The organism is Cupriavidus gilardii, assembly GCF_008801915.1.
Lineage (GTDB): Bacteria > Pseudomonadota > Gammaproteobacteria > Burkholderiales > Burkholderiaceae > Cupriavidus > Cupriavidus gilardii.
Genome location: NZ_VZOV01000017.1, coordinates 17,345 through 29,693 on the forward strand (window position 1 = coordinate 17,345; position 12,349 = coordinate 29,693).

Annotated in this window: 8 protein-coding genes; 4 read left to right on the top strand and 4 right to left on the bottom strand. The window is 69.6% G+C overall.

The window, feature by feature from the left end; genetic code table 11:
- The first annotated feature begins 178 nt into the window (after window positions 1-178).
- Window positions 179-6,091 (top strand): excinuclease ABC subunit UvrA, encoded by a 5,913-nt coding sequence (gene uvrA / locus F7Q96_RS18685; protein WP_151023086.1) that lies wholly within the window; start codon window positions 179-181, stop codon window positions 6,089-6,091.
- Between the two features lie 139 nt (window positions 6,092-6,230).
- Here uvrA and F7Q96_RS18690 read toward each other — a convergent pair whose 3' ends face one another.
- On the bottom strand, window positions 6,231-6,836 hold the full coding sequence (locus F7Q96_RS18690; protein ID WP_053821055.1) for a cysteine hydrolase family protein: 606 nt from the start codon (window positions 6,834-6,836) through the stop codon (window positions 6,231-6,233).
- A gap of 95 nt (window positions 6,837-6,931) precedes the next feature.
- On the opposite strand from F7Q96_RS18690, the gene F7Q96_RS18695 reads away from it, so the two are divergent.
- Entirely contained in the window at window positions 6,932-7,831 is a 900-nt protein-coding gene (locus F7Q96_RS18695) for a LysR family transcriptional regulator (RefSeq protein WP_053821054.1), read from the top strand.
- Window positions 7,832-7,860: 29 nt separating this feature from the next.
- On the opposite strand, the gene F7Q96_RS18700 is transcribed toward F7Q96_RS18695, so the two are convergent.
- Window positions 7,861-9,363 carry a YncE family protein gene (locus tag F7Q96_RS18700; RefSeq protein WP_144425731.1) on the bottom strand — a complete coding sequence of 501 codons (1,503 nt, stop codon included), beginning with the start codon at window positions 9,361-9,363 and terminating at the stop codon, window positions 7,861-7,863.
- Window positions 9,360-9,785 (bottom strand): DUF305 domain-containing protein, encoded by a 426-nt coding sequence (locus tag F7Q96_RS18705; protein WP_082371594.1) that lies wholly within the window; start codon window positions 9,783-9,785, stop codon window positions 9,360-9,362. The genes F7Q96_RS18700 and F7Q96_RS18705 overlap by 4 nt, the downstream gene beginning before the upstream one ends.
- Before the next feature lie 273 nt (window positions 9,786-10,058).
- On the opposite strand from F7Q96_RS18705, the gene F7Q96_RS18710 reads away from it, so the two are divergent.
- Both F7Q96_RS18710 and F7Q96_RS18715 read left to right on the top strand, forming a co-directional pair.
- On the top strand, window positions 10,059-10,589 hold the full coding sequence (locus F7Q96_RS18710; RefSeq protein ID WP_053821052.1) for an RNA polymerase sigma factor: 531 nt from the start codon (window positions 10,059-10,061) through the stop codon (window positions 10,587-10,589).
- Window positions 10,586-11,416, top strand: a complete 831-nt coding sequence (locus F7Q96_RS18715) for an anti-sigma factor family protein (RefSeq protein ID WP_053821051.1) — start codon at window positions 10,586-10,588, stop codon at window positions 11,414-11,416. Before F7Q96_RS18710 ends, F7Q96_RS18715 begins: the two co-directional genes overlap by 4 nt.
- 25 nt (window positions 11,417-11,441) lie before the next feature.
- On the opposite strand, the gene F7Q96_RS18720 is transcribed toward F7Q96_RS18715, so the two are convergent.
- Window positions 11,442-12,215: a TorF family putative porin gene (locus F7Q96_RS18720; protein WP_144425730.1), complete on the bottom strand. Its 774-nt coding sequence runs from the start codon at window positions 12,213-12,215 to the stop codon at window positions 11,442-11,444.
- Between the last annotated feature and the right edge of the window lie 134 nt (window positions 12,216-12,349).

Consider the following 12,349-nt stretch of genomic DNA (forward strand, 5'->3'; position numbering starts at 1 on the left):
GCGCCCGAGACCGGCGGCAGTCGGTGCGCAAGCCCACGCCCGGCAAGCCATGGCGGGCCGCCAGGCGGCGTCGGAGTGGCATCCGGACGGGTCCGCGGGACTTTTGCTAAAGTTTACGCCCGACTTTCCACCGCCCCGGCTCCCCGGCGCGGTGCGCCCACCGAAAGGATTCCTCCCCATGTCTTCCGGCGTCATCCGCATCCGCGGCGCGCGTCAGCACAATCTCAAGCAAGTCGATCTGGACCTGCGCACCGGCGAAATGACGGTGGTCACGGGTCCGTCCGGCTCCGGCAAATCCAGCCTGGTCTTCGATACCCTCTATGCCGAAGGGCAGCGGCGCTATGTCGAGACGTTCAGCGCCTACGCCCGCCAGTTCCTCGACCGGATGGACCGGCCCCAGGTCGAGCGCGTCGAAGGCGTGCCGCCGGCGATCGCGATCGACCAGACCAATCCGGTGCGCAGCTCGCGCTCGACGGTCGGCACCATGACGGAGCTGAACGACCACCTGAAGCTGCTGTTCGCGCGCGCCGCCCAGCTGTTCGACCGCGAAACGGCGCTGCCGGTACGCCACGACACCCCCGAGACGATCTACGCCGAACTGCTCGAACGCACCCGCGACGGCGACCCGCGCCTGGCGGTGACCTTCCCGGTCGAACTGCCGGAATCGGCGACCGAGGACGAGATCGCGCAATGGCTGTCGGTCAGCGGCTATACCCGGGTGCAGGCGCAGCGCGTGGTCAACTCGCCGACCGGCCCGCGCAAGATGCTCGACGTGGTGGCCGACCGCTTCCGGCTGCAGCGCGCCGACAAGGCGCGCGTGGTCGAGGCAATCGAGTCGTCGCTCAAGCGCGGCGCCGGCCGCGTCAATATCTACGTGCTGCCCGAGGGCGACACCGCAGCAGCAGCAGCAGCAGACAGCGAAGCGACGATCTGGCGCTTCTCCACCGGCCTGCACTGCCCCGAGAGCGACCTGCGCTATGCCGACCCGCAGCCGGCGCTGTTCTCGTTCAACTCCGCCTATGGCGCCTGCGAGGCCTGCCGCGGCTTCGGCCGCGTGATCGGCGTCGATCTCGGCCTGGTGATCCCCGACGGGCGCAAGACGCTGCGCCAGGGCGCGATCAAGCCGATGCAGACGCCGGCCTGGAAGGAGTGCCAGGACGACCTGATGCGCTACGCGGCGCGCGCCGGCATTCCGCGCGACACGCCGTGGGCCGAGCTGACGCAGCAACAGCGCGACTGGGTCATCGATGGCGATCCCGCCTGGAACGGCAAGTGGAACAGCCAGTGGTACGGCGTGCGCCGCTTCTTCGACTACCTGGAGTCGAAGGCCTACAAGATGCATATCCGCGTGCTGCTGTCGAAGTACCGCAGCTACACGCTTTGCGACACCTGCGGCGGCGCGCGGCTCAAGACCGAGGCGATGCTGTGGCGCCTGGGCTCGCGCGAGAACGCCGATGCGGTGCTCGACCCGGCCCGCCGCGTGATGCCGCGCGGCGTCGGCTGGCGGCGCGAGCAGCTCGAGGCCCTGCCCGGCCTGACCGTGCACGACCTGATGCTGCTGCCGATCGAACGGATCCACCGCTTCTTCGACACGCTGACGCTGCCCAGCGTGCTGCTCGACGACGCGCTGAAGCTGCTGCTGACCGAGGTGCGCACGCGCCTGAAGTACCTGTGCGACGTCGGCATCGGCTACCTGACGCTGGACCGCCAGAGCCGCACGCTGTCCGGCGGCGAGGTGCAGCGGATCAACCTGACCACCGCGCTCGGCACCTCGCTGGTCAACACGCTGTTCGTGCTCGACGAGCCGAGCATCGGCCTGCATCCGCGAGACCTGAACCGGATCGTCGAGGCGATGCGGCGGCTGCGCGATGCCGGCAATACGCTGGTGGTGGTCGAGCACGATCCGTCGGTGATGCTGGCCGCCGACCGCCTGATCGACATGGGGCCCGGCCCCGGCGAGCGCGGCGGCGAGATCGTCTACGACGGCACGCCGGCCGAAATCCGCCACGCCGGCACGCTGACCGGGCAATACCTCGGCGGCCAGCGCCGCGTCGCCGATGCGTCGGACTGGGTCCGCCGGCCGGTCGACGAGGCCACGCCGCGGCTGGTGCTCGAAGGCGCCAGCGAACACAACCTGCAGGACGTCACCGTGTCGATCCCGCTGCGGCGGCTGGTCTGCGTGACCGGCGTGTCGGGCTCGGGCAAGTCGACACTGATCCAGGACGTGCTGCACCCCGCGCTGGCCCGTCATTTCGGCCGCGCCACCGAAGCCCCCGGCGCGCACCGCGCGCTGGTCGGCGCCGAACAGATCGCCGATGCGGTGTTCGTCGACCAGTCGCCGATCGGCAAGACCGCGCGCTCGAATCCGGCCAGCTATGTCGGCGCCTTCGACGAGATCCGCAAGCTGTTCGCCAGGGCGCCGCTGGCCAAGCAGCGCGGCTACACCGCCGGCACCTTCAGCTTCAACTCGGGCGACGGACGCTGCCCGACCTGCGGCGGCTCGGGCTTCGAGCACGTCGAGATGCAGTTCCTGTCCGACGTCTACCTGCGCTGCCCCGATTGCGACGGCAGCCGCTATCGCGCCGAAATCCTGGAAGTGAAGATCGAACGCGGCGGCCGGGCGCTGGGCATCGCCGACGTGCTGGAGCTGACCGTCAGCGAGGCGGTGGCGCTGTTCGCCGCCGATGCCGAGGTGCTGCGCGTGCTGCAGCCGATCGTCGAGGTCGGCCTCGAATACGTGAAGCTGGGCCAGCCGGTGCCGACGCTGTCGGGCGGCGAGGCGCAGCGCCTGAAGCTGGCCGGTTTTCTTGCCGAGACCGCGCAGGCGGCGCGCAAGCGCGTCGCGCCGGACGCCAGCGAGGGCCGGCTGTTCATGTTCGACGAGCCGACCACCGGCCTGCACTTCGACGACATCGCCAAGCTGATGCGCGCCTTCGGCAAGCTGCTGGACGGCGGGCATTCGCTGATCGTGATCGAGCACAACCTGGACGTGATCCGCGCGGCCGACTGGCTGATCGATCTCGGCCCGGAAGGCGGCGACGCCGGTGGACAGCTGGTCTGCGCGGGCACGCCGGACGACGTCAAGCGCTGCGCCCAGTCACATACCGGCGCGGCGCTGCTGCAGTACGAAAGCCAGATCGGCCGCAGCGATGCGCAGGCCGAGCACGACGCGCTGCGGCTGCAGTCGGCGCACGGCTCGCCGGCGGCCCGCCGCGCGCGGCGCGCGCTGGCCGAGGTCCAGGGCGAGAACGTGGTGCGCATCGTCAACGCGCACGAGCACAACCTGAAGTCGCTGAACGTCGATATCCCGCACAACAAGTTCAACGTCGTGACCGGCGTATCGGGTTCGGGCAAGTCGACGCTGGCCTTCGACATCCTGTTCCACGAGGGCCAGCGCCGCTATCTCGAATCGCTGAACGCCTACGCGCGCTCGATCGTGCAGCCGGCGGGCCGGCCCGAGGTCGACGCCGTGTTCGGCATTCCGCCGACCGTCGCGATCGAACAGCGCCTGTCGCGCGGCGGCCGCAAGAGCACGGTGGCGACCACCTCCGAGGTCTGGCACTTCCTGCGGCTGCTGTACGTCAAGCTCGGCCTGCAGCACTGCGTGCACGACGGCACGCCGGTCAGCGCGCAGAGCCCCGAATCGATCGTCGCGCAGCTGCTGCGCGAATACCGCGGCCAGCATGTCGGCCTGCTGGCGCCGCTGGTGGTCAACCGCAAGGGCGTCTACACCGATCTCGCCAAGTGGGCCAAGGCGCGCGGCCATACGCATCTGCGTGTCGACGGCGCCTTCCTGCCGGTCGATCCGTGGCCGCGGCTGGACCGCTTCCGCGAACACACGATCGAGCTGCCGGTCGGCGACCTGGTGATCTCGCCCGACAACGAGGGTGAGCTGCGCACGCTGCTGGAGCAGGCGCTCGACCACGGCAAGGGCGTGATGCACCTGCTGGCACCGCTCGATGGGCTGCGCGAAGCGTTCGGCAACGGCCACAACGGCGACGGCGTCGGCCAGACCAAGGTGTTCTCGACCAAGCGCGCCTGCCCGACCTGCGGCACCAGCTATCCCGAGCTCGATCCGCGCATGTTCTCGTACAACAGCAAGCACGGCTGGTGCGAAAGCTGCGTCGGCACCGGCCTGGCGCTGACGCGCGAACAGCGCGCCGCCTATGACGACAGCGTGATCGGCGGCGACGAACGCGGCCGCGAGCAGACGCTGCCGTCGGAGGAGATCGAACCAGAAGGCGTCGGCCATGCGGCCTGCCCCTCGTGCCACGGCACGCGGCTGAACCCGGCCGCGCGCGCGGTCAGCTTCGCCGGCCGCTCGATCGTCGACATCGCGCAGTGGACCGTGTCGCAGACCCGCGCGTGGATCGAGCAGCTGACGCTGCGCGGCCGCGACGCCGAGATCGCGCGCGACGTGGTCAGCGAAATCCGCAGCCGGCTCGAGTTCCTCGAAGAGGTCGGCCTGGGCTATCTGAGCCTGGACCGCGCCGCACCCAGCCTGTCGGGCGGCGAGGCGCAGCGGATCCGGCTCGCGGCGCAGCTCGGCAGCAATCTGCAGGGCGTCTGCTATGTGCTGGACGAACCGACCATCGGCCTGCATCCGCGCGACAACCGCATCCTGCTCGACGCGCTGCGCAAGCTCGGCGACAAGGGCAACACGCTGGTGGTGGTCGAGCACGACGAGGACACGATCCGCCGCGCCGACCACATCATCGACATCGGCCCCGGCGCCGGCAAGCGCGGCGGCCATGTGGTCGCGCAGGGCGGCGTCGCCGATCTGGCGGCGCAGCCGTCGTCGCTGACCGGGCAGTTCCTGGCCCGGCCGATCGTCCATCCGCTGCAGGCGCGCCGGCCGGTCACGGCACCAGCGCGAGGCAAGGCGAGCGCCGCCGACACGGCGGTGCCCGAGCGCTGGCTGACCGTGCATGGCGCGACGCTGCACAACCTGCGCAATGTCACCGCCAGCCTGCCGCTGTCGCGGCTGGTGGTCATCACCGGCGTCAGCGGCTCGGGCAAGTCCACGCTGGCGCGCGATGTGCTGATGACCAATCTGCTCGATGCGGTCGGCCGTTCGGTGCTGTCCTCGCCGGCCACGCGCCGCGCGCGCAAGTCGGCGCAGGCCGAGCCCGCCGCGGGCGCCAGCAAGGGCGTGAGCGTGAAGAAGCTCGACGTCCAGCATGTCTGGCAGGGCTGCGAGGCGGTGACCGGCTGGGAGGCGATCGATCGCGTGCTCGAGGTCGACCAGACTCCGATCGGCAAGACGCCGCGCTCCTGTCCGGCCACCTATATCGGCGTCTGGGACGCGATCCGCCGGCTGTTCGCCGAGACGCTGGAAGCGAAGGCCCGCGGTTACACGGCGTCCCGCTTCTCGTTCAACACCGGCGACGGCCGCTGCCCGGCCTGCGAGGGCCAGGGCGTGCGCACCATCGGCATGAGCTTCCTGCCGGACGTCAAGGTGCTGTGCGATGTCTGCCACGGCCAGCGCTTCAATGCGGAGACGCTGGCGGTCAGCTGGCGCGGCCGCAATATCGGCGAGGTGCTGACGATGGAGATCGACGAAGCGGTGGAATTCTTCGCCGCGCAGTCGAACATCGCGCATCCGCTGCAGCTGCTCAAGGACGTGGGCCTAGGCTATCTGACGTTGGGCCAGCCGTCGCCGACGCTGTCGGGCGGGGAGGCGCAGCGCATCAAGCTGGTCACCGAACTGGCCAAGGTGCGCGACGACATCACGCGCCGCGGCCAGAAGCCGCCGCACACGCTGTACGTGCTCGACGAGCCGACCGTGGGCCTGCACATGGCCGACGTCGCCAGGCTGATCCGCGTGCTGCACCGTCTGGTCGACGGCGGCCACAGCGTGGTGGTGATCGAGCACGACCTCGACGTGATCGCCGAAGCCGACTGGGTCATCGATCTCGGCCCGGAGGGCGGCGACGGCGGCGGCACCATCGTCGCGGCCGCGCCGCCGGACGTGCTGGCACGCACGTCGGGCAGCCATACCGGGGCGGCGCTGGTGCCGGTGCTGGCGCGCACCGCGGCGGTGGCGGCCAACGAGGTCGGGCCAAGGGTGGTGCGCGGGGCGGTGGCGTAGGAAGGAACTGGCGAGCAGAAAGTCGAAAGGCCGCATCAAGCGGCCTTTCTTCTCTTTTGCGTCCTGGATCGTGACGTCCGTCGTATACCGAGAGCGCTGTCAAGATTTGGTCCAGGCGCTTACCCGGCGATTGTACACCTTACCCCGCCAACGCTCCCGCATCCGGCACCACCAGCGCCACCAGATCGTTCAATTCCGTCAACGCGGTGCGATGCACGACCGCGGCCGGTACCACTTCGCCGTTGACTGGATCGGGCAGGTCGCGCGTCGCGCAGGCGGCTGCGACCACCGTGGTGGTGTAGCCGAGATCGAGCGCGGCACGCGCGGTCGCGCTGACGCACATATGGGTCATGAAGCCGGCGATCACCAGCTGCTTGCGGCCGGTCCGGGCCAGCGTATCCGCCAGCGCCGTGCCGGCAAAGGCGTTCGGCAGATGCTTGACGATCACGGTCTCGCCTTGCGCCGGCGCGAGCTCGGCGATCAGTTCGGCATAAGGACCCTGCGGATCGAAGATCGCCCCGCCCGGCTGTCCGTGGTGCTGGATGTGCACCACCGGTGCGCCGGCCTTGCGGGCGGCCGCCAGCAGGCGCTGGCACTCGGCCACGGCCTCGGCCATGCCGGACAGCGGCAGGCTGCCGTCGACGTACTCGCGCTGGTGGTCGATCAGCACCAGGCTGGCTTGCTGCCAGTCGGCCGGCTTGCGGGTCGCGCCGGCGAAATCCATCAGGGTCTTGGCTTGCGGCATGGGGTCTCTTCCTCATCGAATGCACGACATCGTGCGATGCCGCCATGATAGGGTTCGGCTTGCCGATTCACCATGCCAGATTCCGACGAGGCACTGTGCAAAAAAGAACAGCCGGGACCACCCATTGGGACGATCTGCTGACGCTCGCCGTACTGGCCCGCTCGGGCAGCTATGCCGCTTGCGCGCGCGAACTCGGGCTGACCCATGCCACCGTGATCCGCCGCCTGCGGCGGCTGGAGACGGCGCTGGGCGCGCCGGTGGCCGAGTCGATGCAGGGCCGGATCGAGCTGTCGCCGGCCGGGCGCATTGCGCTGGCCGCCGCCGAGCAGATGGAGCGGCATGCCGCGCGGATCGGCCGCGAGCTCGAAGCGCGCCGCGCCAGCCCCGGCAGCGTGTCCGGCACGGTCAGGCTGACCGCGACCGAGGGCGTGGCGACGCTGTTCATCGCCGAGCGGCTGCCGGCGCTGCGCGAGCGCCATCCGGGGCTGACGGTGGAACTGATCGTCGAGGCGCGCCGTGCCAGCCTTGCACGCCGCGAGGCGCATCTGGCGATCCGGCTCAATCGACCGGTCGAGGAACAGGTGGTAGCGCGCCGCGTCGGCGCGATCCACTACGGCGTCTATGGCAACGCGGTCATGCGCCGCCGCTACGCCGACGAGGGCCTCGCCGCGCTGCCGTTCTGCCAGCTCGCGCTGTCGCTTGCGCCCGGCGTGGCGCTGCCCGAGATCCGCTGGGTCGACAAGCAGATCGCGCGCGAGGCGATCGTGCTGTCGAGCAACAGCGTCGACACGCTGCTGATGGCGGCCGCGGCCGGCACCGGGGCCGCGCTGCTGCCGCACTTCGCCGCGCGGACGCAGCCGTCGCTGCATCTGCTGCAGGATTGCCCCGACGTGAGGCGCGAGGTCTGGCTGGCCTATCCGTCGGAGTACCGCCGCCAGCCGCGCTTTCGTGCCGTGGCCGACTGGCTGGCCGAGTGCTTCGCGGAGATGCCATAGGCCGGGCTGTCCCGCCGGGCCCTGGGCAATCACGGCACCTGCCGCTGCACCGGCGCGCCGATGCCGGCGTCCGTCACCGGCGCGATCACCAGATAGCGGCGCGCCTCCTGACGTTCGCCACCGCCGGCGACGACCTGACGAATCGGCCCGACCGTATTGACGATTGCCGAGCCGGCCGGATTGGCCATGAAGCGCGCCAGCGGCTCGATGCGGCCGCCGCCGTCCGCGCGCTCCGCCAGGCCCAGCACATAAGCCTGTTTCGGCTGCAGCCCGGTCGCCGAGGCCTGCAGCACCTGCACCAGCCCCTGATCGAACAGCGCGACGCTGGTGGGCGCCTGTTGGGCAGGTTGGACCTGCTGTGCCTGCTGGGCCTGCTCGGATCCACCCGCGGCGACTGGCACCAGCGACAGCTGCGTGGCTCGCGCGATGCTGCCGGCCGGCTGCAGGTTCTGCCGCCCATCGCCCTGCCTGACCGCGTCCGGCACATAGACCACCGCCTGTGGCGCCTGGCCCACGGGAATCGTCGCGACCACGCGCTGGCTCAGCGTATCGACCGCCGCCAGCGCGTCCTCGTTCTCCAGCCCGACATAAATGCGGCTGCCGTCGCCCGACGGCCACAGCCCGTGCGGCAGCTTGCCGACCGGAATGGTCGCGACCTGCGAAAAATCGTCGGTGCGGAACACCTTGACCTCGTTGGTCCCGCCCACCGTCACGTAGGCGAACTGGCCGTTGCGGTTGCGCACGAAATTGACGTGGTTGGTGATCGGCCCGGTATCGAGGGTGCGGATCGGCGCAAAGGGCGGACGCGCATCGAACACCTGCACCTTGCCGATGTCCTTCAGCGTGAACCAGACCTGCTTGCCGTCGGGCGTCGCCGCGATGTTCGGGCAGAAGGCGCTGGCCTGCTCGATGGTCGCGATGACCTTGTGCTCGGCCACGGACACCACGCTGGTGCGCGGCTGGAACGACGAACAGACATAGCCGTACTTGCCGTCCGGCGAGAAGATCTGCATGCCGGGTCCGGCCGGCACGGGGATCCGGGTCTTCTCGCGATAGGTCGCCGCGTCGATCACGGCGACATAGTCTTCGCCGCGCACCGTGACCCAGAGCTCCTTGCCGTCCGGCGTGTAGAACGCCTCGTGCGGCGAGCGGCCGAGATAGGTCACGTGCCGGACTGCATTGGTTTGCGTGTCGATGAACGATACCGAGTTCGAGCCGATCGACACCACCGCCAGGATGCGGCCGTCCGGCGAGAAGCCAAGGCCGTGCACCAGCAGCTGTCCCTTGTACAAGGGGCTGAAGTTGGCCGGCGTCGGCTCGCCCAGGCGGATCATGCCGAGCACCTCATTGGAAGCCGGATCGGTGACGGACACCGTGTTGGAGAACTGCTCCGCCGCATAGATGCGGTCGCGATGGCTGATCGGCCGGTCGGGATCGGTGGCGGCGCGCGGCGGCTGGCCAGCCTGCGTGGCGGACGGCAAGGCCAGCGACAGGGCCAGGGCCGCGATGGCGGCGGTCGGGGCGAGCTTCATCGTGGCTCCTTGTGCGAATGGTGGATGGCGCGGTGGCCCGGTTCGCTGCCGGCAACCGCGGCAGCATCGGCGGACGTATCCGCCACCGGCGGCGCCTGCCCGATCGCCAGATACATCGCGGCAATCTCCTGCTGCTGCGTGGCGATGATTTCCTGCGCGATCCGGCGCAGCTGCGGATTGCGCCCGTGCCGCAGCTGCGCCATCGCCATCTCGATCGCGCCGCGGTGGTGCGGCACCATCATGTGGACGAAGTCGCGGTCGACGTCGCCGCTGGGCGCGATCGCCATGTCGTTCATCATCCGCTCCATCGCGCGATCGTTCTCGGCGAGGAAGGCGGCGTGATCGCCGGCATCGGAGGACGGCTCAGCCGCCGATGCTGGCGCCGGAAACGCGGCCAGCGCCCCCAAGAGGGTCACGGACATGGCCACGGACATGGCCAACGGCATGGCGGACGCCACCCGCGCGGCGCCGCGATCGCGGCCGCGCCATCGAAAACAGACTGGCATGCTGAACTCCTCGAGGTCCGTACCAGCAGGTGAACAGCGTTGCCGCCTCGCTTATTCCCGTTGGGCGGCAAAAAAATCCGGACAGTGGCCGGCGAAGGCGGGAATAAAATCGCCCCGACGGTGTTCACGCTGCAAGGGCACAACGCAGGGGAAACCCGGCGCGGCCCGCCGACCGACAAAGGAACAGCGATGGGGGTTCGTGAAGAACTGATCGACCACGTGCCGCGGCTGCGCCGCTATGCGCGCGCGCTGGTCCACAACCGCGAACTGGCCGACGACCTGGTGCAGGACACGCTCGAGCGCGCGCTGCGCCATGCGCGGCAATACCACGACGGCACCGATCTGCGGGCCTGGCTATTCACGATCATGCATAACGCCTTCGTCAACCAGATGCGCAGCGCCGGCATGCGCGCCCCGCACGTGCCGATGGACGACGACACGCTGTCGGACGGCCTGCCGGGCGCCGACTGGCACAGCACGGCGAATCCCGCCGGCTCGCTGGAGGTGCGCGACCTCGACTACGCGTTGCAGAGGCTGCCGGCCGAACAACGCGAGGTGGTGCTGCTGGTCGGCCTCGAATCGATGAGCTATGCCGAAGTGGCGCTCGCGCTCGGCATTCCGGTCGGCACCGTGATGTCGCGGCTGTCGCGCGGACGCGAGCGGCTGCGCAGCCTGATGGCCGGCGTCAAACCCGAAGCCCGACTGAGGGTGGTGCGATGAGCAACGAAACATCCGCGATCAGCGAGGAAGAGATTCACGCCTACGTCGACGGCATGCTGCCCGACGCGCGGCGCGCCGAGATCGAGCAGCGGCTCGAGCACGACCCACAGCTGGCCCAGCGGATCAGCCAATACTACGCGCTGAACCATATGCTGCACGCCCGCTACGACCGCGTGCTGAACGAACCGCTGCCGTCGCGGCTGCGCGACCCCGGCCGGCGTGGCGCATGGCTGCGCCGGCTGGACTGGCGGCTGCTGGGCGGCATGGCCGCGGCCCTGGTGGTCGGCATCGGCATCGGCGCCAATGCCGATGGGTGGCGCCGCGCGGTGCCCTCATCGGTGCCCTCCTTCGGCGGCGAACTCGCCCGGCGCGCGCCGGCGCGTCTCGATACCGGCGAATCGTTCGCGCGCCAATCGGCGATTGCCCATGTGATCTACGCCCCCGAAGTGCGCCGGCCGGTCGAAGTCGGCGCCGACCGCGAGCAGGAGCTGGTCAAATGGGTATCGAACCGGCTCGGCGCCGATGTGCGGCCGCCGATCCTGACACGCACCGGCTTCTCGCTGATGGGCGGACGCCTGCTGCCGAGCAACCACGGCCCGGTCGCGCAGTTCATGTACCACGACGCCAACGGCGAACGGATCACGCTGTGCATCTCGCATCGAGACCTCGCCGCCGACGTGACCGCGTTCCGGCTGTATCAGGACGGCCCGGTCAACGTGTTCTACTGGATCGACGGCAAGTTCGGCTACGCGGTGTCGGGCGGCATCGACCGCCAGCGGCTGCTCGAGCTGGCGCATGACGTGCATGCGCAGGTGGCCGCGCAATAGCGGCGGCGGCAATGGCGGCGCGGGCTCAGAACGTCTTCGTCAGCGTGGCCCAGGCCGTGCCGCGGCCCATGTAGCGTCCCTTGGCGTTGGTATAGACGGTCCGGTCCGCGTTGGTGTCGATATAGGCGACGGCCAGCGCGAGGCCGTTGCCCAGGTCCTTGGTCAGGCCGAGCTTCCAGTCGGTGTACGAGGCGTCCGCCACGTTCTGCACCTTCTGATAGCCGACGTGCGCGTTCAGCGTCAGGCCCCAGAACTCGAGCGGCACGTTGGCCGACAGGTCGACGTACCAGCTGTTCTTGCTGTCGTGGAAGCCGAACAGGTTGGTCGGCGCGTACGAGTACTTCAGGAACACCGGGCCGTAGCCGATGCCCGCGTACAGCTCGGTGGTGTACGGTCGCGTGAAGTTGGCCGGATAGTCGCCGGGGTAGTAGTACTGCAGCACGCCGACGTCGTAGTTCCACCTGCCGTCGCCGAAGGTGTTCTTGAAGCCGGCGTAGAAGTCCATCTCGATCGGCGCCGACACCTCGTCGTTGCTGTCGTTCAGCCAGCTGATGCTCGAGTTCCAGTTGCCCGCGTAGAAGCCGCTCGCATGGCTGTAGTCGAAGCCGCCCTGGATCGCCGGCCGCCGGTTGGTCTGCATGATCCCGCGGTAGCGGTATTCGGAGGCCAGCGACAGATTGGCCGTCAGCGTGTGTTCGGCGGATGGCGCGGCAGTCTGCGCGGCGGCGGGCATCGGCAGAATCAGCGCGAAGGCGGGAGCGGCCAGCAGCGCCGCGGCGGCATGGTGCGATAGGGTCATGGCAATCGTGACGGAGTCCGGGAAGAAGTCGAAGGGAACGGTCCCGCTGGGGAGCCTCGCCACGATAGCGGTGCCCGCGTAAAAACGGTGTCAAAAGCCGTGTGCCCCGCAAGCGAACGGCATAAAGACACACC

Excerpts from the sequence above, each read along its gene's own strand:
- uvrA (WP_151023086.1), top strand. The coding sequence starts at position 179 with ATGTCTTCCGGCGTCATCCGCATCCGCGGCGCGCGTCAGCACAATCTC.
- F7Q96_RS18690 (WP_053821055.1), bottom strand. The coding sequence starts at position 6,836 with ATGCCGCAAGCCAAGACCCTGATGGATTTCGCCGGCGCGACCCGCAAG.
- F7Q96_RS18700 (WP_144425731.1), bottom strand. The coding sequence starts at position 9,363 with ATGAAGCTCGCCCCGACCGCCGCCATCGCGGCCCTGGCCCTGTCGCTG.
- F7Q96_RS18705 (WP_082371594.1), bottom strand. The coding sequence starts at position 9,785 with ATGTCCGTGACCCTCTTGGGGGCGCTGGCCGCGTTTCCGGCGCCAGCA.
- F7Q96_RS18710 (WP_053821052.1), top strand. The coding sequence starts at position 10,059 with ATGGGGGTTCGTGAAGAACTGATCGACCACGTGCCGCGGCTGCGCCGC.
- F7Q96_RS18715 (WP_053821051.1), top strand. The coding sequence starts at position 10,586 with ATGAGCAACGAAACATCCGCGATCAGCGAGGAAGAGATTCACGCCTAC.
- F7Q96_RS18720 (WP_144425730.1), bottom strand. The coding sequence starts at position 12,215 with ATGACCCTATCGCACCATGCCGCCGCGGCGCTGCTGGCCGCTCCCGCC.